23 protein-coding genes are annotated in these 25,729 nt (G+C 61.5%); all 23 read left to right on the top strand.

The genetic code is table 11. The annotated features are described in order from the left end of the window. Positions 1 to 9: 9 nt before the first annotated feature. The 23 genes from QQ992_RS20205 to fliL all read left to right on the top strand — a co-directional run bounded on the left by QQ992_RS20205 (position 10) and on the right by fliL (position 25,720). Positions 10 to 3,579, top strand: coding sequence for a glycosyltransferase family 2 protein (locus QQ992_RS20205; protein WP_286110827.1), 3,570 nt, complete (start codon positions 10 to 12; stop codon positions 3,577 to 3,579). Beyond that, positions 3,552 to 4,304, top strand: a complete 753-nt coding sequence (locus QQ992_RS20200) for a formyltransferase family protein (protein ID WP_286110826.1) — start codon at positions 3,552 to 3,554, stop codon at positions 4,302 to 4,304. The genes QQ992_RS20205 and QQ992_RS20200 overlap by 28 nt, the downstream gene beginning before the upstream one ends. Positions 4,305 to 4,390: 86 nt before the next feature. Continuing rightward, positions 4,391 to 5,536 (top strand): dTDP-4-amino-4,6-dideoxygalactose transaminase, encoded by a 1,146-nt coding sequence (gene rffA, locus QQ992_RS20195; protein WP_286110825.1) that lies wholly within the window; start codon positions 4,391 to 4,393, stop codon positions 5,534 to 5,536. Between the two features lie 215 nt (positions 5,537 to 5,751). Further along, a complete protein-coding gene (locus QQ992_RS20190; RefSeq protein WP_286110824.1) occupies positions 5,752 to 6,687 on the top strand; it encodes a ketoacyl-ACP synthase III in 936 nt (311 codons plus the stop codon). A gap of 252 nt (positions 6,688 to 6,939) precedes the next feature. Next, complete coding sequence (locus tag QQ992_RS20185; protein WP_286110823.1) at positions 6,940 to 7,791, top strand: flagellin domain-containing protein; 852 nt, start codon at positions 6,940 to 6,942, stop codon at positions 7,789 to 7,791. A gap of 71 nt (positions 7,792 to 7,862) precedes the next feature. After that, on the top strand, positions 7,863 to 8,240 hold the full coding sequence (locus tag QQ992_RS20180; protein WP_286110822.1) for a flagellar protein FlaG: 378 nt from the start codon (positions 7,863 to 7,865) through the stop codon (positions 8,238 to 8,240). Between the two features lie 81 nt (positions 8,241 to 8,321). Next, positions 8,322 to 9,734 (top strand): flagellar filament capping protein FliD, encoded by a 1,413-nt coding sequence (gene fliD, locus QQ992_RS20175; protein ID WP_286110821.1) that lies wholly within the window; start codon positions 8,322 to 8,324, stop codon positions 9,732 to 9,734. A 138-nt stretch (positions 9,735 to 9,872) separates the two neighbouring features. After that, positions 9,873 to 10,268 (top strand): flagellar export chaperone FliS, encoded by a 396-nt coding sequence (fliS, locus tag QQ992_RS20170; RefSeq protein ID WP_016711797.1) that lies wholly within the window; start codon positions 9,873 to 9,875, stop codon positions 10,266 to 10,268. A gap of 14 nt (positions 10,269 to 10,282) precedes the next feature. Beyond that, positions 10,283 to 10,579, top strand: coding sequence for a flagellar protein FliT (gene fliT / locus QQ992_RS20165; RefSeq protein ID WP_286110820.1), 297 nt, complete (start codon positions 10,283 to 10,285; stop codon positions 10,577 to 10,579). Positions 10,580 to 10,746: 167 nt separating this feature from the next. Then, positions 10,747 to 12,222, top strand: coding sequence for a transcriptional regulator FleQ (fleQ, locus tag QQ992_RS20160; RefSeq protein ID WP_286110819.1), 1,476 nt, complete (start codon positions 10,747 to 10,749; stop codon positions 12,220 to 12,222). Between the two features lie 141 nt (positions 12,223 to 12,363). Next, entirely contained in the window at positions 12,364 to 13,581 is a 1,218-nt protein-coding gene (locus QQ992_RS20155; protein ID WP_286110818.1) for a sensor histidine kinase, read from the top strand. Beyond that, positions 13,581 to 14,936, top strand: a complete 1,356-nt coding sequence (locus QQ992_RS20150; RefSeq protein WP_286110817.1) for a sigma-54-dependent transcriptional regulator — start codon at positions 13,581 to 13,583, stop codon at positions 14,934 to 14,936. The genes QQ992_RS20155 and QQ992_RS20150 overlap by 1 nt, the downstream gene beginning before the upstream one ends. Before the next feature lie 131 nt (positions 14,937 to 15,067). Beyond that, positions 15,068 to 15,400, top strand: a complete 333-nt coding sequence (gene fliE / locus QQ992_RS20145) for a flagellar hook-basal body complex protein FliE (protein ID WP_016711792.1) — start codon at positions 15,068 to 15,070, stop codon at positions 15,398 to 15,400. Positions 15,401 to 15,415: 15 nt separating this feature from the next. Beyond that, positions 15,416 to 17,194 carry a flagellar basal-body MS-ring/collar protein FliF gene (gene fliF / locus QQ992_RS20140; RefSeq protein ID WP_105946092.1) on the top strand — a complete coding sequence of 593 codons (1,779 nt, stop codon included), beginning with the start codon at positions 15,416 to 15,418 and terminating at the stop codon, positions 17,192 to 17,194. Next, positions 17,187 to 18,206: a flagellar motor switch protein FliG gene (fliG, locus tag QQ992_RS20135; protein ID WP_003254434.1), complete on the top strand. Its 1,020-nt coding sequence runs from the start codon at positions 17,187 to 17,189 to the stop codon at positions 18,204 to 18,206. Before fliF ends, fliG begins: the two co-directional genes overlap by 8 nt. A 108-nt stretch (positions 18,207 to 18,314) precedes the next feature. Beyond that, complete coding sequence (gene fliH / locus QQ992_RS20130; RefSeq protein ID WP_286110816.1) at positions 18,315 to 19,094, top strand: flagellar assembly protein FliH; 780 nt, start codon at positions 18,315 to 18,317, stop codon at positions 19,092 to 19,094. Further along, on the top strand, positions 19,084 to 20,439 hold the full coding sequence (fliI, locus tag QQ992_RS20125; protein WP_286110815.1) for a flagellar protein export ATPase FliI: 1,356 nt from the start codon (positions 19,084 to 19,086) through the stop codon (positions 20,437 to 20,439). Before fliH ends, fliI begins: the two co-directional genes overlap by 11 nt. Positions 20,440 to 20,445: 6 nt before the next feature. After that, the gene (gene fliJ / locus QQ992_RS20120; protein WP_019099661.1) at positions 20,446 to 20,895 is read left to right on the top strand and encodes a flagellar export protein FliJ; all 450 of its coding nucleotides are present in this window, start codon (positions 20,446 to 20,448) and stop codon (positions 20,893 to 20,895) included. Positions 20,896 to 21,134: 239 nt separating this feature from the next. Beyond that, the gene (locus QQ992_RS20115; protein ID WP_016711787.1) at positions 21,135 to 21,440 is read left to right on the top strand and encodes an STAS domain-containing protein; all 306 of its coding nucleotides are present in this window, start codon (positions 21,135 to 21,137) and stop codon (positions 21,438 to 21,440) included. Positions 21,441 to 21,448: 8 nt separating this feature from the next. Next, entirely contained in the window at positions 21,449 to 23,140 is a 1,692-nt protein-coding gene (locus QQ992_RS20110) for a fused response regulator/phosphatase (RefSeq protein ID WP_286110814.1), read from the top strand. A gap of 48 nt (positions 23,141 to 23,188) precedes the next feature. Next, entirely contained in the window at positions 23,189 to 23,536 is a 348-nt protein-coding gene (locus tag QQ992_RS20105) for an Hpt domain-containing protein (protein WP_016711785.1), read from the top strand. Positions 23,537 to 23,608: 72 nt separating this feature from the next. Continuing rightward, positions 23,609 to 24,865, top strand: coding sequence for a flagellar hook-length control protein FliK (locus QQ992_RS20100; protein ID WP_286110813.1), 1,257 nt, complete (start codon positions 23,609 to 23,611; stop codon positions 24,863 to 24,865). Positions 24,866 to 25,222: 357 nt separating this feature from the next. Then, the gene (fliL, locus tag QQ992_RS20095; RefSeq protein WP_286110812.1) at positions 25,223 to 25,720 is read left to right on the top strand and encodes a flagellar basal body-associated protein FliL; all 498 of its coding nucleotides are present in this window, start codon (positions 25,223 to 25,225) and stop codon (positions 25,718 to 25,720) included. The last annotated feature ends 9 nt before the right edge of the window (positions 25,721 to 25,729 follow it).

Below are 25,729 nucleotides of genomic sequence, written 5' to 3'. Positions count from 1 at the left end.
GACTGTTCCTTGCTGATCCAGACCTGGAGTACTCAGATGCTTAACCCCGCGCAGGCAGACATCCGGCAACATGACCATGCGCTGGCACGTTTGCGGCTTATGTTCGCCAAGCCGGAGCACCCCTACTACATCTATGCCCCAGGGTACCGGGAGACGTCTTCAGGTATCGTCGCGATGCACTTGCTTTGCCATGTGCTCAACCTTAGTGGCAGGGAGGCCTATATCGTTGGCGCTGACAAGCGCAATTCGGACCTCAAGACCCCCTTGTACGATGATTCTGTCCGCGAGCGCCACCGCTCGGAGGGCAAGGTACCTATAGCGGTCTATCCGGAGATTATCAGCGGAAACCCGCTCAACCTGGCAGTCGTGTCACGTTATCTGCTCAATTATGAAGGGTACCTTTCCGGCAAGGGCATGGAAGCGAGGCCCGCCGATCTGCTGTTCTATTACGCTGCCTTGTTGGCCAAAGATGCCGCCCCACACGAAGTCGATGTGTTGTGTGTACCTGCCATCGATATCGAACTGTTCCAGGCGGGCGTGCCTGCCAGCGAGCGCAGCGGTTGTTTTCTTTACCAGAACAGGTTCCCGCTCGATCGCATCGATTATTCACTGCTGCCGAATGATGTCCGATTGCTGAGTATCGCGAATGCGCTGTCTCTGTCGGAATTGGCCGACGTGTTGCGGCACGCCGAAGTGCTTTACACCTATGAGTGGTCGATGACTTGCGTGCTGGCTGCGCTGTGCGGATGCCCTGTGCTCTTCATTCCGGGTTTTGGTGTCGATCAGGCGTTTCTGGATAATTGCTTCTTTGGCTGTGTGGGGTTTGCCATGCTCGACGGGCCGCAGCCATTGGCTCGGGCTCGGGAAACGATTGGTGGTGCCCTTGCGCGATACGTGGAGCGAACTCTGGGTTTCTGGCAGCAGTTGGATGTGTTTGTCGCCAAGACGCAGGCGGCGGCTTGCCGGGAAGCTGTCGGTAACCGGTTAGGGGTTCTGGACTGGTTGCGCGAGCGCTATCCAAGCCCTCGGCAGTTGAATGTGATTCAACAACGGCTGGATAGTGTGGTTTCGCCAACGATTGCCGTGCTGGTACTTGATCGTGGAGATCCACATGCCTTGGCACTTACTCTGGACAGTTTGAAGCGGCCCCTCTACGAGCGTCTTCAGGTTTTCGTATTGGGTGGAGATAAGGTGGAGTCCGCCACGGTCCGGTGGGTTGCCTGTGATCCGCTCCATCCGGTACTGGCCCTTAATGACTGTTTGGCCGCATGCCCTGCCGAATGGTTCCTGCTGGTCGAGGCGGGCGCGATGTTCGTGGCCAGCGGAGTGCTGATGTTGGCGAAGGCTATCGCTGATGCACCGGCTGACTGCCTTGCGATTTATGCCGACGAAGCAGTGCGCGGACCTGATGGTGTAGTGGACCTCGCCCTGCGACCTGATCTGAACCTGGATCTGCTGTTGGCCTCTCCTGCGAGTCAGTCCCGGCATTGGGTGTATCGGCGTGCGGCAATGCTGCAGCATGGCTTCGAGCGCAGCGCAGGTAGTGCTTTTGAACTTGACGCTCAACTCAGGTTGCTTTCGGCCCACGGGCTCGGCAGTGTCGGGCATGTGAGCGAAGTGCTGTTGATTGCCCAGGCCGGCAAGCAGACTCCATGTACAGACGAGCAGTCCGTCATCCAGCGCCACCTGCAGGCCAGAGGGTACCCCGACGCCCAGGTGTTCACGTTCGAGTATGGGCGACAGGGGCACCGAATTGAGTACGGACCTGTGCATCACGCCTCAGTGACCGTGCTGATCTATCTGGAGGGCACGTTGTCTCAGTTTCAACGTTGCCTGGAGCGACTTCTGACGCAAAACCTGCCTGCGGCGCTTCAGATCATTTTGATCGACCCTGGTCATGATGACCCGCTGCTACGCCAGTGGCTGGAAATCGTCGGGCAGATGAGCGTTGAGCGCTTGCAGGTATTTCACTTCATGCCCGGGCAGCCCAAGGCGGCGATGTGCAACGCCGCTGCGCAGGAGGCAAGCGGGGAGTACCTGGTGTGGCTGAGTGCGCAGAGTGCGGTGCTCGATGAGGGGTGGTTGCAGCCGCTGATTGATCAGGCTCAGCGCCGCGAAGTCGGTGCTGTGGCAGGCAAGTTGCTGGCAAGTGATGGCAGTGTTCGCCAGGCAGGCCTTGTGCTGGGGTTGGGCGCTAGCCTGGGCCCTGCATTCGAAGGGTTGCCAGCGCACAAAGCGGCTTGCGGGCGGCGTACGGAGCTGGATCAGAACCTGTGCGCACTGAGTGGAGATTTGCTGGTCTTGCGGCGCGAACTGTTCTTGGCTGCGGGCGGTTTTGATGCAGACGCGCTTATCGAGCCCTGGGCCGATGTAGATCTATGTTTGAGGTTGCATCAGGCCGGCTACCTGAATGTGTTTACTCCACATGCACGGATGCTGGTCGACAGCAATGGCCGGCGACGCGCCACTGTCGAGCAGGAGGATGCGTGGTATGAGCGTTGGCTGCCCTTGCTTGCCCGCGACCCGGGTTATAACCGCAATTTCACTTTGCAGGCGGGCAGAAGCTTTACGCTGGAAAGTAATGCCCTGAGTTGGCGCCCGTTGCAAGGTTATGTGCCTACCGTGCTGGCCTGTTTCGATCAGGGCCACGCTCGGGCCCAGTCACGGCTCATTCAGCCCTTCCTCGCCATGCGTGAGCACGGCGTTCTGGACGGCGCGTTGACCACCCGTCTGCCATCTGTGGTCGAACTCGAGCGTTTCGAACCCACCAGCGTGGTCTTGCAGCGACCACTGGACAACGCCAGCCTGCTGGCCATGCGTCGTCTTCGTGCGTTTTCGCAGGCTTTCAAAGTCTACGATGTGGACGGTTATCTGCCGCAAATGGGCTTGCAGGGAGACTTCACCGCTGAAGAAGTCCTGACGCGAATGCAGCAGGGCGTGATGCAGGCTGATCGGGTGCTGGTGGCTACGCCGGCCCTGGCTGAACTGCTTGAGGGCAGGCACGAAGATGTTCGTGTGCTGGAAGCGTCTCTGCCCTTATCCTGGAAAACCCTTCGGAGCAAGCGCCAGACGGGCGTGAAACCACGGTTGGGCTGGCTGGGGAGGGAAGATGCCAGCATGCTGGGCGCGGTAGTGGCTGAGCTGGCTGATGAGGTGGAGTGGGTGGTAATGGGGGACTGCCCCGCAGAGCTACGCCCTTACCTGGCCGAGTGGCACTCCGCGGTAAAGCCAGGTCTTTTCCCTGAAACCCTTGCCGCGCTCAATCTCGATCTGGCGTTGGTGCCTATGGCGGAAACCCTGGCCAATGCCTGCTCGGGTGATATGCGTGTTCTTCAGCATGGCGCCTGCGGTCACCCCGTGATTTGCAGCCGTGTACGGGGCTTTGTCGGGGGGGAGACGCTACCGCTTACACGTGTGGCCAATGAACCCGAGGAATGGCTGCGTGCGGTTCGTTTGCACCTGAGCGATCCGGCGGCATCGGCGTCGTTGGGTGACACATTGCAGGCCACGGTACGAACGCAGTGGCTACTCGAAGGCGCGAGGTTGGATGCATGGCGCCAAGCCTGGTTGGCAGAATGATGAGCAAGGGAGGCGCTGTGCAGGGTCATGTAAACAAGCGGCTAGTTTTTTTGTGCTCGGGCGGCGGCGGCAACCTGTCATTTCTGCATCATGCGATTCGCGAAGGTGCTTGGCACGGTGGGGAAATCGTTGGGGTGCTGACAGACAGGCACTGCATGGCCAATGAATTTTCCGAGCGGGTGGGTTTGTATAACCGGGTGGTTAGCCTGGGGGGGGCTACGCAGCACGAACTGACCGCACAGTTGGAGCAGTTGCGCCCCGACTTGATAATTACCACGTTCCACAAAATTCTGTGCCCGGCTGTAGTTGCCCAATACCGTGACCGCCTGGTGAACCTGCATTATTCGTTGCTGCCTGCGTTTGCTGGTTTGATCGGCAGTGCTCCCGTGTTGGCGGCACTGCATCAGCACCTGTTGTTCAGTGGCGTTACGGTCCATCTCGTCGATGAACAGGTCGATGCAGGGCGGCCCTTGGTACAGGTTGCCATTGCGCTGGTTGCAGGCGACTCACTCGACAGTCTCATGCCGGTCGTTTTCCGTTGCGGCTGTATCGCTCTGGCACGGGCGTTGACGCAGCTTTCAGGCGGCGGTGCCCACTTGAGTTCGGCTGCTGGCCTGGAGGTGTCGGGCAGGGCTTGCCTGTTCAATGGCGGGGTGACGGCTGCTGAAAACCTGCTTGGCGATGAACGTTTCTGGGGCAGGGTGCAGTTAGCGGTAAAGCAATGATGAGAGGCCGGAACAGGCTGCGAGATCGTTGCGCGACCCACGCAGGCAGCCTTTCAGGTGGCATGCCATTTATGGAATGAATTCAGATGAGCGCAGACAAGATTTTCTTCAACCGTCCGCATATGACCGGCAAGGAACTGTATTACATTGCTGAGGCCAAGTTCGGCAACATGCTCGCTGGCGATGGGCAATTTACCAAGCGTTGCCACCAGTGGCTGGAAGCGCACACGGGGTGTAGCAAGGCATTGCTGACCCACTCTTGCACCGCTGCATTGGAAATGACGGCACTGATGCTGGATATCCAGCCGGGTGATGAAGTCATCATGCCATCCTACACCTTCGTCTCTACAGCGAATGCGTTCGTGCTGCGTGGGGCGGTGCCGGTGTTCGTCGACATCCGGGCCGACACGTTGAACCTTGACGAGCGGCTGATCGAGGCGGCGATCACGCCACGTACCAAGGCAATAGTACCTGTGCACTACGCCGGGGTGGCTTGTGAAATGGACAGCATCATGGCCATTGCCCGTAAACATGGCCTGCATGTGGTCGAGGACGCGGCCCAAGGGGTGATGTCAACTTACAAGGGGAGGGCACTTGGCAGTATCGGCGACCTCGGTGCATACAGTTTCCACGAAACCAAGAATGTGATATCCGGCGAAGGCGGTGCCTTGCTGGTCAATACGCCGGAGCAGGTGCTGCGGGCTGAAGTGATCCGTGAAAAGGGCACGGACCGCAGCCGTTTCTTCCGTGGCGAAGTGGACAAGTACACCTGGCAGGAGGTGGGTTCGTCATTCCTGCCGGGCGAGCTTATCGCGGCGTTTCTCTGTGCTCAACTGGAAGAGGCGCAGGTTATTACCGACGACCGCCTGGCAACCTGGCGAGCCTACCATTCGGCCTTGGCCGGGCTGGAGCAACAAGGGTTGCTGCGCCGCCCCATCGTGCCTGAGCACTGTCAGCACAATGCCCACATGTATTACGTGCTGCTAGCCCCGGGCATCGACCGGCAGGCCGTGCTCAGCAAGCTCAAGCGGTATGAAATCTACGCAGTGTTTCACTATGTTCCGCTGCATTCGTCGCCTGCTGGCCAGCGTTACGGCCGCACGCACGGTGCAATGGAAGTCACCGACTACAGTGCCGAGCGCCTGCTGCGGCTGCCGTTATGGTGCGGCATGCCCGACGCCACTCGTCATCGTGTGGTGCAAACATTGGGCGAGGTACTGCTCGAGCGGTAAGGGGTATGAGCTGACGCTCGAAGCAGCGGAGGTCTATTCGACAAAAAGAGCGTGACTCAGGAGTCAGAACGCGCATCTTCACTGTATATTGTCGAAACCGGGAGCCGCTGCGCCGCACCTGGAAAACGCTCAGGGATCGGTGGCCACCGTATCGCCTGGCGTCTTGCTGTTGCGCAGGCAGTGGGAACTTCGCTGTTATTGAATTGGGAAGCCATATGATTGGCATTAAAAGCATCGCCAGCTACGTGCCTACCGAAGGGGTGGACAACTACGCCCAAGGCGCGAAATTCGGCAAAGATCAGGACTTCATCTTTGGCAAGATCGGTTCGACCTTCTTGCCACGCAAGGAAGACAACCAGGAAACTTCCGACCTTTGTGTGGAGGCCGCAAGGAAGCTGTTCGCTGCCAATCCAGCCCTGGACCCCACAACCATCGACGCTGTCATCGTGGTTACCCAGAACGGGGACGCAGAAGGCCTGCCGCATACTGCCGCTATCGTGCAGCACAAGTTGGGCCTGTCGACCGCTGTTGCGGCTTTTGACATTTCTCTGGGTTGCTCCGGGTATGTCTACGGCCTGTATGCCATGAAGGGTTTCATGGAGGCCGCTGGGCTGAAAAATGGCCTGCTGATTACCGCTGACCCCTATTCGAAGATTGTCGATCCCGAAGATCGCAACACCACCATGCTGTTTGGTGATGCAGCAACCGCCACCTGGATGGGCGAGGGGGCCGCCTGGCAATTGGGTAAATCGCTGTTCGGCAGTGATGGTGCCGGTGCCGAGCACCTGCGTACCACTGATGGCAAATTCTTCATGAATGGGCGCCAGGTCTACAACTTTGCCTTGGTCAAGGTGCCGGCACACTTGCAGCAGTTGCTCGATGCCAGCGCGCTAAAGGCTGAGGATATCGACCTGTATTGCCTGCACCAAGGGAGCGCGGCGATCGTCGATGCTGTATCGGCGCGTTTCGATGAAGGTGAGCACAAGCAGAGGTTTGTCAAAGACATGGTCGAGACCGGTAACACCGTGTCGTCGAGCATTCCGCTGCTGCTGGAAAAACATGTGCTTGGTTCTCAGTGCAAGCGTGTCGCACTCAGTGGCTTCGGTGTTGGCTTGTCCTGGGGCTCGGCCATTATCGAACGGCTCGACTGACCGTTTGTCGCCGTGCAAAACGCCGTCACTGCCTGACGGCGTTTTACTTTCTATGCTGCATTAATCTGATGCCTGTAAATTGGCGTCAAGTCCTTGTTTTCATTGGGCTGGCATGATGCCAGTAAAATTTTTTGAAAATCCGCTAAAGCAAGACGCCCTGACGACGATAACTATTACGAAGGTTCTCTGTGCCACCTCCGGCGAATTGCCAAGGCCGGAAGCCGTAGTACCCAATCCAACGAGGAATTCGTCATGGCTTTGACTGTAAACACCAACACCACCTCCCTGGGCGTTCAGAAAAACCTGAACCGGGCTTCCGATGCGCTGGGCACCTCGATGACCCGTCTGTCTTCCGGCCTGAAAATCAACAGTGCCAAAGACGACGCTGCCGGCCTGCAGATTGCAACCCGCATGACCTCGCAGATCCGTGGCCAGACCATGGCGATCAAGAACGCCAACGACGCCATCTCCATCGCCCAGACCGCTGAAGGCGCGATGCAAGAGCAAACCAACATCCTGCAGCGTATGCGTGAACTGGCTGTTCAGTCGCGAAACGACAACAACAGCGAAGACGATCGCGATGCACTGGATAAAGAATTCCAGTCGATGCTCAAAGAGATCGACCGTATCGCTGGTTCGACCCAGCTGAACGGCAAGAACCTGCTGGACGGTACCGCCAGCGACATGACTTTCCAGGTTGGCTCCAACACCGGTAGCGACAACCAGATCACCATCAGCCTGAGCGATGCCATGAACACCGGTGGCGCGCTGAGCGGCCTGAGTGGCCAGAGCATCACTGGTTCTGACAGCGCCGCTGCCGAAGCGACCTTCACCGCCGCCCTGAGCGCCATCGATGACGCCCTGAACGCGATCAACAGCACCCGTGCCGACCTGGGTGCCGTTCAGAACCGTCTGACCAGCACCATCAACAACCTGCAGAACATCAACGAAAACGCCGAGGCCGCCCGTGGCCGTGTACAGGACACCGACTTTGCCGCTGAAACTGCCCAGCTGACCAAGCAGCAGACCCTGCAGCAAGCTTCCACTTCGATTCTGGCCCAGGCCAACCAACTGCCATCCGCCGTACTGAAGCTGCTTCAGTAATCGCTGATGGTGATCGGCGGGGGAGTGCATTCTAAGGCGCTTCCCCGCCTTTTCGTTATGAGGTGGTAGACATGGACATGAGCGTCAAGCTGAATCTGTCCTACCCGGCATCCCGCCCCGCCGAGCAGGCTGGCGAAAAACCGGTTGCCCGCGCCGAGCAAGCGTCGCGTAGCGGCAGTGACACGCTGGTACCCAATGCCATCAGTGCTGCCGAGCACAGCAATGATGCCGAAAAAGTAAAAAATGCTGTTTCGGAAATCGAAAAGTTTCTCAGCTCCACCCGACGCAACCTGGAATTCTCCACGGACGAAGAATCCGGAAAGATCGTCGTCAAGGTCATCGCCAGTGAAACCGGCGAGCTGATCCGCCAATTGCCTTCTGAGGAGGCCTTGCGGATTGCGCATAACCTGAGCGATGTAAACAGTATTTTGTTCGACGCCAAGGTTTGATCGGCGGAGAATGTGCTAAAGCAGGAATCACGTCGGGCTTGCAGGAGCAGGTGCTGACGGTCAACAAAGAGGGATAACTGTATGGCGAGCACCCTGGTTTCCAGTATCGGTCAAGGTACGGGGCTGAATATCACCGAAATGGTCGCGGCGCTGGTCAATGCCGACACGGCGGCCAAGAAGGCGCAGATCACTCGGCAGACCAGCAACAATACCGCGATGATTTCCGGTGTGGGCTCGCTGCGCAGTGCCCTGACGGCGTTTCAGGACGCCATGGCGAAGCTGAACAGCTCCACCAGCCCCGCGTTCAATGCCTATGCCGCCAAGTCGGCCAATGAGTCAGTGGTCAAGGTGACGGCTGGCAACACGGCAGTGGCAGGCAGTTACGACATTGTGGTCAACAAGCTGGCGACCGGCTCGAAAGTGGCCAGTGCCCCGATCGCTGGCGGTGCGGCTGCAACGGTGACGGGCGGTACGCTGACCATCGAGCAGAATGGCAACACCTATGAGCTCGAAGTTGAAGATGGCGCGTCGTTGCAGTCCGTGCGCGACCAGATCAACAAAGAGCTGGGCGTACAGGGTATCTCCGCCAACATCGTGAACGGCAAGGACGGTGCGCGGCTGGTGTTCAGCTCCACCACCACTGGTGCGAAGACCGACCTGATGGTCAGTGGTGTTCCTGAGCTTGAGATCGACGGTACTCAGCAGATGTCGGACACCGGCGCCGGGTTCATTACCGCCAAGGCGCAGGATGCCGAGCTGACCATCGACGGCCTGGTGGTCACCAGCAAAAAGAACACCATCACCGACGCCATCAGTGGCATCACGCTGGAGCTGACGGGCGTCAGCGCCAAGTCGGGCACCGATGGCGTGCCAACCAACGTCTCGGTGTCGCAGGACAATACTGGCCTGCAAAAGTCGATTCAGTCGTTCGTCGATGCCTATAACACGTTGCAAAAAACCATTACTGCGCTGACAACGTCCACGCGTGACGAAGATGACAACCTGTCGCTCGGCCCGTTGAGCAACGACCCGACCACCCGTTCGCTGGTCAACGATGTTCGCAAGGTGCTGTCCGAGGTGGGGGCGGGTGACCAGTTGACGACCCTGAGCCAGCTGGGTATCAACACCACGAAAGATGGTACCCTCGAATTCAACTCGACCAAGTTCACCGCGGCGATGAACGACAAGAAGCTGGGCTCCGAAGTTCAGGAGTTGTTCACCGGCTCCAACGGGTTGATCGAGCGCATGAACAAGGCCATCGATCCGTACAACTCCACGGACGGCAGCCTGGCCACGCGCAAAAGCAACCTGGATAAGGTGGCGAAGAACCTGGCAGACCAGCAGACCGCGCTGGATCGTCGCACCGAGGCGTTGACCGAGTCGCTGACTAAGAAGTGGGTGGCAATGGACACCGCTGTGGCCAAGTTGAATGCCCAGGCCGACCAGATCAAATCGGTTTTCGACGCGATCAACGCGCAGGCCAAGAACTCCTGATCGTTCTCTCCTTTTGCTACGCAAAAAGCCCGGCAGCGCCTCACGTCGCTCCGGGCTTTTTGCGTTGGCACTAAAGTTTTTTGACGCTCAGGCGATACACAGGTACAAGCAACCTTTTCGCTGCAACGAGGTAGATCCATGAACCCGATGTTGGCCCTTCGTCAATACCAGAAAGTCAACGGCGTGGCGCAGACGTCCGAAGCCAGTCCGCACCGGCTGGTACAGATGCTCATGCAGGGCGGCCTTGATCGTATGGCCCAGGCCAAAGGGGCCATCGCGCGTAATGACATCGCGCAGCGCGGTATTCTGCTCGGCAAGGCCATCGACATCATCGGTGGGCTGCGTGAAGGGCTGGACCTGGAAAACCATGCTGACAACCTGGCTGAGCTGGATAGCCTGTATGTCTACATGAGCCGCCGCCTGACCGAAGCCAATCTCAAGGGCGACCCGGCCATCATCGACGAGGTCGCGCGCCTGCTGATCACTGTAAAGGAAGGTTGGGACGCAATCGGCGATCAGTCGTCGGCTTCCTGATAAAGGAGCATGACATGAGCGAAGTAATCGCCCGTATCGAACAGACCCGGGACATGCTGCTGGCGGCGCTGGCCGAACGCAACTGGGAAGCGGTGGGGGAGTTGGACCTGGAATGCCGCTTGCGCATTGGTGACATGGTGTCCGAAGCCAAAGGCAATGAGGCGGATGTCAGTGCCAGCCTTGAGCAATTGTTGGCCGTATACCGCCAGCTAATCGAGGCTGCAAGTGGCGAGCGTCAATCCTTGGTCGATGAAATGACGAAAATCCGTCAGGCGAAGAACGCGGCAAAGGTATACCATTTGTTCACCTGACCACCGATGTTGCAAAAAGCCGTGCGCCATTAATTTGACTGACCGGTGTTTTTTGACTTTACTAGTGGCTGTTTTCGAATTTCAGACGTCCGAACACTGACCATTCAGTCGGAATGATGTCGAGCACGCCCACAGGGCGCCGATATGACTAGGGAAGTTGCTATTGCATGTGGCGTGAAACCAAGATTCTGCTGATCGACGACGACAGCGCACGCCGCCGCGACCTGGCGGTGGTGCTCAATTTTCTCGGCGAAGAAAACCTCGCTTGCTCAAGCCAGGACTGGCAGCAAGTAGTCGAGCCGTTGTCTTCCAGTCGCGAAGTGTTGTGTGTGCTTGTCGGCACCGTGAACGCATCGGGCAATCTCCTTGGGCTGCTTAAGACAGTGGCTGCCTGGGATGAGTTCCTTCCGGTTCTGCTTTTAGGTGAAATTTCTTCGGCCGAGCTGCCGGAAGAGCTTCGCCGCCGTGTGCTTTCCAACCTGGAAATGCCGCCAAGCTACAGCCAGCTGCTGGATTCGCTGCACCGTGCCCAGGTCTACCGCGAAATGTACGACCAGGCGCGCGAGCGTGGCCGCCAGCGCGAGCCCAATCTGTTCCGCAGCCTGGTCGGCACCAGCCGTGCCATCCAGCATGTGCGGCAGATGATGCAGCAAGTGGCCGACACCGATGCCAGCGTGTTGATCCTGGGCGAGTCGGGCACCGGCAAGGAAGTGGTGGCGCGTAACCTGCACTACCACTCCAAGCGCCGCGAAGCGCCGTTCGTGCCGGTCAACTGTGGCGCGATCCCGGCCGAGTTGCTGGAAAGCGAGCTGTTCGGCCACGAGAAAGGTGCCTTTACCGGTGCGATCACCAGCCGTGCCGGGCGTTTCGAGCTGGCCAACGGCGGCACCTTGTTCCTTGATGAAATTGGCGACATGCCGTTGCCGATGCAGGTCAAGCTGCTGCGTGTGCTGCAGGAGCGTACGTTCGAGCGCGTGGGTAGCAACAAGACCCAGAGCATCGATGTGCGCATCATCGCCGCGACGCACAAAAACCTCGAGACCATGATCGAGGACGGCACCTTCCGTGAAGACCTGTATTACCGCCTGAACGTGTTCCCCATCGAGATGGCGCCGCTGCGTGAGCGGGTGGAAGATATCCCGCTGCTGATGAACGAGCTGATCTCGCGCATGGAGCACGAGAAGCGCGGTTCCATCCGCTTCAACTCTGCCTCGATCATGTCGCTGTGCCGTCACGGCTGGCCGGGTAACGTGCGTGAGTTGGCCAACCTGGTCGAGCGCATGGCGATCATGCACCCGTACGGGGTGATTGGCGTGTCCGAGTTGCCGAAGAAGTTCCGCTACGTCGACGATGAAGACGAGCAGATGGTCGACAGCCTGCGCAGCGACCTGGAAGAGCGCGTGGCGATCAATGGCCATACGCCGAACTTCAGCAACCATGCCATGCTGCCGCCCGAAGGGCTCGACCTGAAGGACTACCTCGGTAGCCTGGAGCAGGGCCTGATCCAGCAGGCGCTGGACGATGCCAACGGTATCGTTGCGCGCGCGGCTGAACGTTTGCGCATTCGCCGGACCACCTTGGTCGAGAAAATGCGCAAGTACGGTATGAGCCGCCAGGGTGGCGAGGATCAGGCAGAGGACTGACGTCGCCTGGTCCGGCCTCTTCGCGGGTAAACCCGCGAAGAGGCCTCCACAGTCAACCTAATTCCCCATCCCCGGCACGGCTATTGCTACAACGCTGGCACCATACCGTTTTTATGACGGTCAGCCACGCGAGAGAGCACGATGCCCCAGGCCGCCCACGTATCCCTAGCCCCCGACCAGAAGGGGAAAACCCCGGTGGAACAGGAAAGCCGCCAGGGTGTCGAGCAAGCCTTCGCCTTGTTCAATCAGGTGTCCAGCCAGTTGAGCCAGTCCTACAGCCTGCTCGAAGCCCGGGTCAGCGAGCTCAAGGGTGAGCTGGCCGTGGTCAGTGCCCAGCGCATCGCTGAACTGAGCGAGAAGGAACGCCTGGCCAACCGCCTGCAAAACCTGCTGGACCTGCTGCCCGGCGGGGTGATCGTGATCGACGGCCAGGGTCTGGTGCGTGAAGCCAACCCGGCTGCCTGCGAGTTGCTTGGTGAGCCGCTGATCGGCCAGCTGTGGCGTCAGGTGATCGCCCGCAGCTTCTCCCCGCGCAAGGACGATGGCCACGAAGTCTCGTTGCGCGACGGCCGTCGCCTGTCGATCGCGACCCGTTCGCTGGACGCCGAGCCCGGCCAGCTGGTGCTGCTCAATGACCTGACTGAAACCCGTCGCCTGCAAGACCAGCTGGCGCGCCACGAGCGGTTGTCGTCGCTTGGGCGCATGGTCGCTTCGCTGGCGCATCAAATCCGTACGCCGCTGTCTGCTGCCATGTTGTACGCCAGTCATCTGGCCGATAGCGAGCAACAGCTGAGCGCAGAAACCCGCCAGCGCTTTGCCGGCACCCTGAAGGAGCGCTTGCACGAACTGGAGCACCAGGTGCGCGACATGCTGGTGTTCGCCCGTGGCGAGCTGCCGCTGGGTGATCGGGTAACCCCGAAAGCCTTGTTTCAGGCGCTGCAGCAGGCGGCTCAGGTGCATGTGCAGGGGCATGCCGTGCGCTGGCAGTGTGACAGCCACCTGGGTGAGCTGCTGTGCAACCGCGACACCCTGGTGGGGGCCATGCTCAACCTGGTCGAAAATGCCCTGCAGGCCGGCGACAGCCCGGCGCGGCTGAAGGTGCACCTGTACCGCCGTGAACGCACCTTGCACCTGTGCGTCAGCGATGCTGGCTGCGGTATCGATGCCGATTTGCTCGGCCGCCTGGGTGAGCCGTTCCTGACCACCAAAGCCACCGGTACCGGTTTGGGCCTGGCCGTGGTCAAGGCCGTGGTGCGCGCGCACCAGGGCAGGATCAGCCTGCGCTCGAAAGTGGGCCGTGGTACTTGCGTGCGGGTAGAGCTGCCCTTGATCGACGGGCAATTGGCGGAGGGGGTGTGATGGCAATCAAGGTGCTGCTGGTCGAGGATGACCGCGTATTGCGCCAGGCGCTGGGCGATACCCTGGAAATCGGCGGTTTCGCCTACCAGGCGGTGGGCAGTGCCGAAGAAGCGCTGGAGGCCGTGCTGGAAGACGCCTTCAGCCTGGTGGTCAGTGACGTGAACATGCCCGGCATGGACGGGCACCAGTTGCTCAGCCAGCTGCGCCGCCAGCAACCGCAGTTGCCGGTGTTGCTGATGACTGCACATGCCGCCGTCGAGCGTGCGGTCGAGGCGATGCGCCAGGGCGCTGCCGACTACCTGGTCAAGCCGTTCGAGCCCAAGGCGCTGCTCAGTCTGGTCGAGCGGCATGCCGCCGGGCGTGTGACCGGCGAAGAAGGGCCGGTGGCCTGCGAGCCGGCCAGCCGCCAGTTGCTGGAGTTGGCCGCCCGGGTGGCGCGCAGTGACTCGACCGTGCTGATTTCCGGCGAGTCCGGTACTGGCAAGGAAGTGCTGGCGCGTTACATTCACCAGCAGTCGCCCCGTGCCGCGCAGCCCTTCGTCGCGATCAACTGCGCGGCAATCCCCGACAATATGCTCGAGGCTACTCTGTTCGGCCACGAGAAGGGCGCCTTCACCGGCGCTATCGCTGCCCAGGCAGGCAAGTTCGAGCAGGCCGAAGGCGGCACCTTGTTGCTCGATGAAATCTCGGAAATGCCCATGGCCTTGCAGGCCAAGCTGCTGCGTGTGCTGCAGGAGCGCGAGGTGGAGCGGGTAGGCGGGCGCAAGCCCATCAGCCTCGACATTCGCGTGCTGGCCACCACCAACCGTGACCTGGCAGGCGAGGTGGCGGCCGGGCGCTTCCGCGAAGACCTGTATTACCGCTTGTCGGTGTTCCCGCTGGCCTGGCGCCCGCTGCGTGAGCGCCCGGGCGACATCCTGCAGCTGGCCGAACGCCTGTTGGCACGGCATGTGGCCAAGATGAAGCATGCCCCGGTGCGCCTCTCGCCCGCGGCCCGGGCCTGCCTGCAGGCGCATGCATGGCCAGGCAACGTGCGCGAACTGGACAACGCCCTGCAGCGGGCGCTGATCCTGCAGCAGGGTGGGGTGATCGAGGCGGCGGATTTTTGTCTGGAAGGCGCCATTCCATTGTCGGCCGGCACCGAGCCCTCGCCTGGGGTGGTTGTTGAGGCCAGCGGGCTGGGTGATGACATGCGTCGCCACGAGTACCAGATGATCATCGACACCTTGCGCGCCGAGCGCGGTCGCCGCAAGGAGGCGGCCGAGCGCCTTGGGATCAGCCCGCGCACCCTGCGCTACAAGCTGGCGCAGATGCGTGATGCCGGGTTCGATGTAGAAGCCAGCCTGTTCGGCTGAAGAGCTTTGGGGCTGCGCAGCAGCCCCCAATTGCTTGGCTCACATACATAGGCTGGCACCTTTGTTGCTTTAGGTAGGCTATCCGTCGCATGAGCGTCAAAAAAATGCGGCTGCAGGGAGAGAGAAGGGTCATGAGCCAAGGTGTTGAATTCAATCGTCTGATGTTGGACATGCGGGCCATGCAGGCCGATGCCATGTCGTTGCCGAAGGTCACTGCTGCCCCGGAGCTGGCGCCGGGGCAAAGTACCTTTGCCGACATGCTCGGCCAGGCCATCGGCAAGGTGCATGAGACTCAGCAGGCCTCGACCCAGCTGGCCAATGCCTTCGAAATCGGCAAGAGCGGCGTCGACCTGACGGACGTGATGATCGCTTCGCAAAAGGCCAGCGTGTCGATGCAGGCCCTGACCCAGGTGCGCAACAAGGTAGTCCAGGCGTACCAGGACATCATGCAGATGCCGGTTTGAGGACGGATGTAAACCATGGCTGAAGCAGTCGTCGACAACCCCCCTGCCAAGACTGGCGCACCAGCGGCCAAGCGGCCGCTGCCCGGTATGTCGTTCCTGGAAAACATCGCACAGATGCCCATGCTGCGGCAGATCGGCCTCATGGTCGGCCTGGCGGCCAGCGTGGCGATCGGCTTTGCCGTGGTGCTGTGGTCGCAACAACCCGATTATCGTCCGTTGTACGGCAGCCTGTCGGGCATGGACACCAAGCAGGTCATGGACACCCTGGCCGCTGCTGACATCCCTTACAACGTGGAGCCCAACTCGGGTGCTCTGCTGGTCAAGGCCGACGATCTCTCCCGTGCGCGCCTGAAGCTGGCCGCCGCCGGGGTGGCGCCGAGTGACGGCAACGTGGGTTTCGAGCTGCTCGACAAGGAGCAGGGCTTGGGCACCAGCCAGTTCATGGAAGCCACCCGCTACCGCCGCAGCCTGGAAGGTGAGCTGGCGCGTACCGTTTCCAGCCTGAACAATGTCAAGGGTGCACGCGTGCACCTGGCCATCCCGAAAAGCTCGGTATTCGTGCGCGATGAACGCAAGCCCAGCGCGTCGGTGCTGGTCGAGCTGTACCCGGGCCGTGCCCTGGAAGCCGGGCAGGTGATGGCCATCGTCAACCTGGTCGCCACCAGCGTGCCAGAGCTGGACAAGTCGCAGGTCACCGTGGTCGACCAGAAGGGCAACCTGCTGTCCGAACAGATCCAGGACTCCGCGCTCACCCAGGCCGGCAAGCAGTTCGACTACAGCCGCCGGGTGGAAAGCATGCTCACCCAGCGTGTACACAACATTCTGCAGCCAGTGCTGGGCAATGACCGCTACAAGGCCGAAGTGTCGGCGGATCTGGACTTCAGTGCGGTGGAGTCCACCTCCGAGCAGTTCAACCCCGACCAGCCAGCGCTGCGCAGCGAGCAGTCGGTCGATGAGCAACGCGCCAGCAGTCAAGGCCCGCAAGGCGTGCCCGGCGCACTGAGCAACCAGCCACCTGGCGCGGCCTCGGCCCCGCAAACTACCGGTGGCGCTGCTACCCCGGCTGCGGCCATTCAGCCTGGCCAGCCGCTGGTGGATGCCAACGGCCAGCAGATCATGGACCCGGCCACCGGCCAGCCAATGCTCGCGCCGTACCCGTCGGACAAACGCCAGCAAAGCACCAAGAACTTCGAACTGGACCGTTCCATCAGCCACACCCGCCAGCAACAAGGGCGTATGACCCGCCTGTCGGTCGCTGTGGTGGTAGACGATCAGGTCAAGATCGACCCGGCCACGGGCGACAGCACGCGCGCGCCGTGGGGCGCCGAGGACCTGGCGCGCTTTACCCGCCTGGTGCAGGACGCCGTGGGCTTCGATGCCAGCCGTGGCGACAGCGTGACGGTGATCAACGTGCCGTTCGCCGCCGACCGTGGCGAAGAAATTGCCGATATCGCCTTCTATCAGCAGCCGTGGTTCTGGGACATCGTCAAGCAGGTGCTGGGCGTTGTGTTCATCCTGGTGCTGGTATTCGGTGTGCTGCGGCCAGTGCTGAACAACATCACAGGGGGCGGCAAGCAGGCTGCTTCGGATAGCGACATGGAGCTGGGCGGTATGGTGGGGTTGGATGGCGAACTGGCCAACGACCGCGTCAGCCTGGGTGGCCCGACAAGCATTCTGCTGCCTAGCCCGAGCGAGGGTTACGAGGCACAGCTCAACGCAATCAAAGGCCTGGTGGCCGAAGACCCGGGCCGTGTCGCCCAGGTCGTGAAAGACTGGATCAACGCCGATGAGTGATAACCGAGCCGTTACCGCCAAGCTGAGCCGCGTCGACAAGGCGGCGATCCTTCTGCTCTCGCTGGGCGAGACCGATGCGGCCCAGGTGCTGCGGCACATGGGGCCCAAGGAGGTGCAGCGGGTGGGTGTGGCCATGGCGCAGATGGGCAATGTGCACCGTGACCAGGTGGAACAGGTGATGAGCGAGTTCGTCGACATCGTCGGCGACCAGACCAGTCTGGGTGTGGGTTCCGATGCCTACATCCGCAAGATGCTGAACCAGGCCTTGGGCGAAGACAAGGCCAATGGCCTGGTCGACCGCATCCTGCTCGGTGGCAACACCAGTGGTCTGGACAGCCTGAAGTGGATGGAACCGCGTGCTGTCGCCGACGTGATCCGCTACGAGCACCCGCAGATCCAGGCCATCGTGGTGGCCTACCTCGATCCGGACCAGGCCGGTGAAGTGCTGAGCAACTTCGACCACAAGGTGCGCCTGGACATCGTCCTGCGCGTGTCGTCGCTGAACACCGTGCAGCCAGCGGCGTTGAAGGAACTGAACCAGATCCTCGAGAAGCAATTCTCGGGCAACTCCAACGCAGCACGCACCACCCTGGGCGGCATCAAGCGCGCTGCCGACATCATGAACTTCCTCGATAGCTCTGTGGAAGGTGCACTGATGGACGCGATCCGCGAAATCGACAGCGACCTGTCGGAGCAGATCGAAGACCTGATGTTCGTCTTCAACAACCTGGCCGACGTTGACGATCGCGGTATCCAGGCGCTGTTGCGTGAAGTCTCGTCCGACGTGCTGGTGGTGTCGCTCAAGGGCGCCGACGAGCGGGTCAAGGACAAGATCTTCAAGAACATGTCCAAACGTGCTTCCGAGCTGCTGCGCGACGACCTGGAGGCCAAGGGGCCGGTACGGGTCAGCGACGTGGAAACGGCACAGAAGGAAATCCTTACCATTGCCCGACGTATGGCCGAGGCCGGCGAGATCGTGCTCGGCGGCAAAGGTGCCGAGGAAATGATCTAAGCGGCAAGCTTCTAGCTACAAGCTTCGAGAAACAGCAGCCTTCATGCGGCCTGCTTGTGCTTGAGGCTTGTAGCTTAAAGCTTGAAGCTCTTACCAACAGGCATGCCAATGTCCAGCAAAGAACACCACCCCAGCGACCTGATCCGCGCCCGCGACCTCGAGGGCGTGGACGTGTGGGCGCTGCCCAGCTTCGACCCGGAACCGGAGCCCGAACCGGAGCCTGAGCCTGAACCCGAGGTCATCGAGGAAGTCGAGGAAGTGCCGCTGGAAGAAGTCCAGCCGCTGACCCTGGAAGAACTCGAAGCGATCCGGCAAGAGGCCTACAACGAGGGCTTTGCCACCGGTGAGCGCGAAGGTTTTCACAGCACCCAGCTCAAGGTCCGCCAGGAAGCCGAAGAAGCCCTGAAGGCCAAACTGGAAAGCCTTGAGCGGCTGATGGCCAACCTGATGGAGCCAATCGCCGAGCAAGACACTCAGATCGAAAAAACCGTGGTGCATCTGGTCGCCCATATAACCCGCCAGGTGATCGGCCGCGAGCTGCGCAACGATTCCAGCCAGATCACCCAAGTGCTGCGCGAAGCGCTCAAGCTGTTGCCCATGGGGGCGGACAATATCCGCATCCACCTCAACCCGCAGGATTTCGAGCTGGCCAAGGCCCTGCGCGAACGCCATGAGGAAAGCTGGCGGCTGCTGGAAGACAACGCGCTGCTGCCAGGTGGTTGCCGTATCGAGACGCTTCACAGCCGTATCGATGCAACCATGGAAACACGCATAGAAAAAGCCGTGGCGCAACTGTTCGACCAGTTGCACGACCACGCACTGCACCCGGCAGCGCCGGATATGGCGGTAGATCTGGCCAGCCCGGTGGATACCCCTGATGCGCCTTGAACGCACCAGCTTCGGCAAGCGCCTGGGCAGTTATGCCGAGGCCATCGAGCTGCCGGCCCAGCCCGTCGTCGAAGGCCGCCTGCTGCGCATGGTCGGGCTCACCCTGGAGGCCGAAGGCCTGCGTGCTGCGGTGGGCAGCCGCTGTTTGGTGATCAACGACGACAGTTACCACCCGGTGCAGGTCGAGGCCGAAGTCATGGGCTTTGCCGGGCCCAAGGTGTTCCTCATGCCGGTGGGTAGCATCGCCGGCATTGCCCCGGGTGCCCGGGTGGTGCCGCTGGATGACAGTGGCCGCCTGCCCATGGGCATGAGCATGCTCGGCCGCGTGCTCGACGGTGCCGGCCGCGCGCTGGATGGCAAGGGCGGGATGAAGGCCGAGGACTGGGTGCCGATGGACGGCCCGGTGATCAACCCGCTCAACCGCGACCCCATCAGCAAACCGCTGGACGTGGGTATTCGCAGCATCAATGGTCTGCTTACCGTTGGCCGTGGCCAGCGGTTGGGCCTGTTTGCCGGTACCGGCGTGGGTAAATCGGTGCTGCTGGGCATGATGACTCGCTTCACCGAAGCCGAAATCATCGTGGTTGGGCTGATCGGTGAGCGGGGCCGCGAAGTGAAGGAGTTCATCGAGCACATCCTCGGTGAAGAGGGCTTGAAGCGCTCGGTGGTGGTGGCGTCGCCTGCCGACGATGCGCCGCTCATGCGCCTGCGTGCGGCCATGTACTGCACACGCATCGCCGAGTACTTTCGCGACAAGGGCAAGAATGTGCTGTTGCTGATGGACTCCTTGACCCGTTTTGCCCAGGCCCAGCGGGAAATCGCCCTGGCCATCGGCGAGCCGCCGGCCACTCGCGGTTACCCGCCATCGGTGTTCGCCAAGCTGCCCAAGCTGGTGGAGCGGGCCGGCAACGGCGAGCCGGGCGGTGGATCGATCACGGCGTTCTATACCGTGCTGTCAGAGGGCGACGACCAGCAGGACCCGATCGCCGACTCGGCGCGGGGCGTGCTCGACGGTCACTTTGTGCTGTCGCGCCGGTTGGCCGAGGAAGGCCATTATCCGGCCATCGACATCGAAGCGTCGATCAGCCGGGTCATGCCCCAGGTGGTCGATGCCGACCACTTGCGCCAGGCGCAGAAGTTCAAGCAGCTGTGGTCGCGCCTGTCGCAAAGCCGCGACCTGATCAGCGTAGGGGCCTATGTGGCCGGCGGCGATCCGGAAACCGACCTGGCCATTGCCTTGCAATCAAAGCTGGTGGAATTCTTGCGCCAGGGGCTGAGCGAAAACGTGGGCATGGCACAGAGCCGCGATCAGTTGGGGGCGATTTTCGCGCCCCCGGCAGGCTGATAGGCCATGGCGCTGCCCGGGCGCGCCGCGCGCTTGGCGCCGGTGGTGGACATGGCCGAGGAGGCCGAGCGCAAGGCCGCTCAGCGTGTTGGGCACTTCCAGCAGCAGGTGGCCACGGCCCAGGCCAAGTTGGCCGAGCTGGAGCGTTTTCGCGAGGACTACCAGCTGCAGTGGATCAACCGTGGCGGGCAGGGCGTGAATGGCAGCTGGCTGGTCAATTACCAGCGCTTCCTCGGGCAGCTGGAAACCGCCATGACCCAGCAGCGTCAAAGCCTGGTGTGGCACCAGAACAACCTCAACAACGCCCGTGGTACCTGGCAGCAGGCCTATGCCCGGGTGGAGGGGTTGCGCAAGCTGGTGCAGCGTTACAGGGATGAAGCCCGCCGGGCGGAAGACAAGCGCGAGCAGCGCTTGCTGGATGAGCTGTCCCAGCGCTTGCCCCGCCAAAACCTTTAGCCAGTTCCTTGCGCGGTGTTCTGTAGGAGCGGCCTTGTGTCGCGAAAGGGGCGCGCAGCGGCCCCAAGTTCTCAGCTTCGCAGCAAACAGTGCCGGGGCCGCGCTGCGGCCCTTTCGCGACGCAAGGCCGCTCCTACAGGGATCGGCGTTGCTTGTAGGAACAGCGTTCTTGCCACCCATGCCATCGCCTGCTAAACCTAAAAGGAGTTGCATCCGCCATCATCGAAGGAATCGCTAGCATGGCAGTCGAGACTGACTTTTCGCAGGACGGGAAAAAGCTGACGATCAAGATCAAGGGGCGCTTCGATTTCGGCAAGCATCAGGAATTTCGTGACGCCTACGAACGCCAGCCCGATCGCCCCGATTCGGTGATCGTCGACCTGAAAGACACCACCTACCTCGACAGTTCCGCGCTCGGCATGCTGCTGTTGCTGCGCGACCATGCGGGTGGCGATGAGTCGGATGTGCGGGTGGTGCATGCCAGCTCCGACGTGCGCAAGATACTCGCCATCTCCAATTTCGAAAAACTCTTCGATATCAGTTGAGCGCCGACATGCCGGCCGAACAGCCGTTGACCGTGCTGGTCGCCGAGGACGGTGCCGCCGACCGCCTGCTGCTGGCGCAGATCGTCCGTCGCCAGGGCCACCAGGTATTCACCGCGGAAAACGGCGAGCAGGCAGTGGCGCTGTTTCAGGAGCGGAGCCCACAGCTGGTGTTGCTGGACGCGCTGATGCCGGTAATGGACGGCTTCGAGGCAGCGCGGCAGATCAAGGCCCTGGCCGGCGAGGCACTGGTGCCGATCATTTTCCTGACGTCGTTGAACGAAGAGGAAGGCTTGGTGCGCTGCCTTGAGGCGGGGGGCGATGACTTCATGGCCAAGCCCTACAGCGCGGTGATCCTCGCTGCCAAGATCCGCGCCATGGACCGGTTGCGCCGGTTGCAAGCCACTGTGCTGGAGCAGCGTGACCAGATCACCCGGCACCATCACCACCTGCTCAACGAGCAGCGGGTGGCCAAGGCCGTTTTCGACAAGGTGGCCCACTCCGGTTGCCTTTCTGCGCCCAACATCCGCTACCTGCAGTCGCCGTATGCGCTGTTCAACGGTGACCTGATGCTGGCTGCGTTCACCCCGGCCGGTGACATGCGCGTGCTGCTGGGCGACTTTACCGGCCATGGCCTGCCAGCGGCGGTTGGCGCCATGCCGCTGGCCGAGGTGTTCTATGGCATGACCGCCAAGGGTTACGGCATGGCGCCGATCCTGCGCGAGATGAACGCCAAGCTCAAACGCATCCTGCCGGTGGACATGTTCTGTTGCGCGATGCTGCTCAACCTCAGTGTGCAGCGCGGCTCGGTGGAGGTGTGGAATGGCGGTATGCCCGATGGCTATCGGCTGTCGGTGGATGGCCAGGTGCTGTCTGCGCTGAGTTCGCGGCATCTACCGCTGGGTATTCTGGCTGCCGAGCGTTTTGATGACAGCACCGAGGTGCTTCCCTTGGCGCCGGGTGAGCGCCTGTTGCTGTTGTCGGACGGCGTGCTTGACACGGCTGACGATCAGGAGCGTTTGTTCGGTGTGCAGCGCCTGCTGGCGGTGCTGGCCGACAACCGCGACCCGGTGCGGTTGTTCGACGAAGTGATGCAGGCCCTGGCGCGCTTTGGCGGGCACCCGCGCGACGACATCAGTTTGTGTGACATCCGCATGTTCGGCGCTGAAGAGCGGGTGCCGGCACCGATGATCTACGCTGATAGCGGTCGCTTCAGCCCGCAGGACTGGTCGCTGGGCTTCGAAGTGCGCGGCGAGAGCCTGAAGTGCTTTAACCCGATCCCTTACCTGGTGCAGTTGTTGCAGGAGATTCATGGGCTTCGTGCGCGCACCGGCAGCTTGCACAGCGTCCTCAGCGAGTTGTATTCCAATGCCCTGGAGCATGGTGTGCTAGGGCTGGACTCGCAGCTCAAGCGCGATGTGCAGGGTTTTGCCGACTATTATCAGGAGCGCGCCCGGCGCCTGGGCGTGCTGACAGACGGCTTTGTGCGCATCGATTTCAAGGTTGAACCGCTTGCCGATGGCGGGCGTCTGAGTATCGAGGTCCGCGACAGCGGTGCGGGTTTCGATGTGCAGCGGGTACTGTCGCGGCCTTCGCTGGACCAGGGGCTGAGTGGGCGTGGCCTGAACCTGGTGCGGCGGTTGGCCAGCGACGCGCGCTGGAGCGAGGGCGGGCGTTGTGCGCATGTGGCGTTCGTATGGTGAGCCACTGGGTGGCTCGGGCATAATCTGGCTTGATCAAGGAGTGAACAAGTGACTGACATGCATATTGACCACAAGGTACTCAGTGACCTGCGTGAGGTCATGGAGGATGGCTACCTGCAGTTGGTGCAGACGTTTCTCGACGATTCCGAGCGGCGGCTGGGCCAGCTGCATGCGGCCAAAAGCGCCGAAGAGCTGGGTGCGGCGGCCCACAGCTTCAAGGGTAGCAGCAGCAACATGGGGGCTGTTGCCCTGGCTGGCCTGTGTCAGCAGCTGGAAGAGCGCGCACGGCGCCCCCCGCTGTACGGTATCGAAGACTTGATCAGCCGTATCGACCAGGAGTTCGTCGAGGTGCAGCGCTTCTACCGTGGTGAGCAGCAACGTATTTCAGCAGGCTGATACACAACTTGGCGCGAGTCTTGCCTGTCTCTGAGCGGATTATTTTTTTGTTTCTGGCGCGGAGACCGCTCGATGCCTGTCGCACCCAACCCTTTGTTGCAAGCCAACGCCATTGCCGGTGCCTCGCGCTCTGCCACCGCACAGGCGGACAAACCGCTGCAGGCGCCGGGCGACAAGGGCGACGGCTTTGGCCAGGTGATGGCACGGCAGGGGCGTGACAAGGCAGCCTCGCAGGATGACAAAGTCGCCCAGGCCAAGCCCAAGGACAAACCTGAGGCGCCAGCGCACGGCAAGAAAGACCCGGCTGACAAAACGGCAGTTGCCGATGACGGCAACAAATTGCCAGCAGACGATGCGTCCCAGGCCGATACCGGGGTGCGTGATGCCAATCTGGTGGCCGGCCAGGTCACCGACGCCCAGCCCGGTGCGCAGCTGATCCAGGCCCAGGCCGAGGCGGTTGCGCCGGTGCTGCAGGCCGCCACGGCGCAGGCCGAGGCACTGCCCGAAGGACCTTCCGCCGAAGACGCTTTCGACCCGGATGCAGACCCTCTGGCCAACCTGCCGACCTTGCGCCTGGCGCTGGAGCAGAGTGCGCAAGCCAAGGGGGCTACATCGGCGCATGCCCTTGACCCTTCCCAAGCGCAGGGCGAGGAGGGCCAGGCCGCCGTCAATACCTTGGCGAATCTGATCGAGAATGCCGAGGGTGAGGCGGGCGAGTCTGGCGACAAGGCCTTCGGTGCCTTGCTTGAAGATGGTCTGAAGGACACCAAGAGCGCCAGCAGCGACACCCGTGTCGATGATTTTGCCAACCGCCTGGCCAGCCTGACCCAGGCTGCCACGGCCAAGACCGCCAGCGCCGTGCCGGCCAACGCCAGCCCGTTGCACCAGCCGTTGCCGATGAACCAGGGTGCGTGGGCGGAAGGCTTGGTCAACCGGGTCATGTACCTGTCCAGCCAGAACCTGAAATCTGCAGACATCCAGCTGGAGCCCGCAGAGCTGGGCCGCCTGGACATTCGCGTCAATGTTGCGGCGGACCAGTCGACCCAGGTCACCTTCATCAGTGGCCACGCCGGAGTGCGTGACGCCCTCGACAGCCAGGTACATCGCCTGCGCGAGCTGTTTGCCCAGCAGGGGCTGGCCCAGCCGGATGTCAACGTGGCCGACCAGTCGCGTGGGCAGCAACAGCAGCAGGGGCAGGCGCAGGGCAGTAACCTGTCCGGCGTGGCCGCGCGGCGGGCGGAGCAGGGTGGGGGTGAGGTTGTAGACAGTGCTCGGCCTGTGGAGCAACAGGTCGTTATTGGTGACAGTGCGGTCGATTACTACGCGTGAAGTCGGGGTGTATGGCTTGGGTTTTTTGGCGCCTGTGAGATCGAGCGCCGCCCGCGCGGCGCATCGCGAGCAAGCTCGCTCCTACATTTGTTTCGGGCCAGTTATTCCTGTGCCATTTGCGCGCGACCGCCTTGTTTGTACGACGCGATATCGAGCGAGGCGCCAAAAGGGTTCGCGCGCAGGTCCGGCAGGAATCATTGGCCCGAAACAAATGTAGGAGCGAGCTTGCTCGCGATGCGCCGCGCGGGCGGCGCTCAATCTCACAGGCGCAACAGCTCTCAAGACGAAATCTGGCATAACACTTGCTCAAGCCAAGCCATCCTCCCTTGAACCCCCGATGGACGACGGATTATTGGCATGGCGAAGAGCGAAGCAGTCAAAGACCCCGCCACTAAAGGCAAACTCAAGCTGATCCTGCTGGCTGTCGTCGGCCTGTTGCTGGCGATCGGCCTTTCGGTGGGCGCTACCTGGTTCATCATGCACAAGAGCGAGTCGGCCCCGGCCGCCGAGCCTGCGGCCAGCAACGTCAAGCCTGCGGCCATCTATGAGGCGCTGACCCCGGCCTTCGTGGTCAATTTCAACCAGAACGGCCGCCAGCGTTACATGCAGTTGAGCATCAGCCTGCAGGCGCGCAACCAGGCCGATCTGGATGCGCTGAAGGTGCACATGCCGGTGATTCGCAACAACCTGGTGATGATGTTCTCCGGGCAGGGCTTCGACACCCTGGCCAGCAGCCCGGTCGGGCAGGAGATGCTGCGTCAGAAGGCCACTGCGGTGGTGCAGGAAGTGGCCCAGAAGGAAGTCGGCAAGCCGGTCATCGACCAGTTGCTGTTCACCAATTTCGTATTGCAGTAGGAGTCCGCA

Source organism: Pseudomonas kurunegalensis, assembly GCF_030291635.1.
GTDB lineage: Bacteria > Pseudomonadota > Gammaproteobacteria > Pseudomonadales > Pseudomonadaceae > Aquipseudomonas > Aquipseudomonas monteilii.
This window is presented reverse-complemented; position numbering and strand designations above follow the sequence as displayed.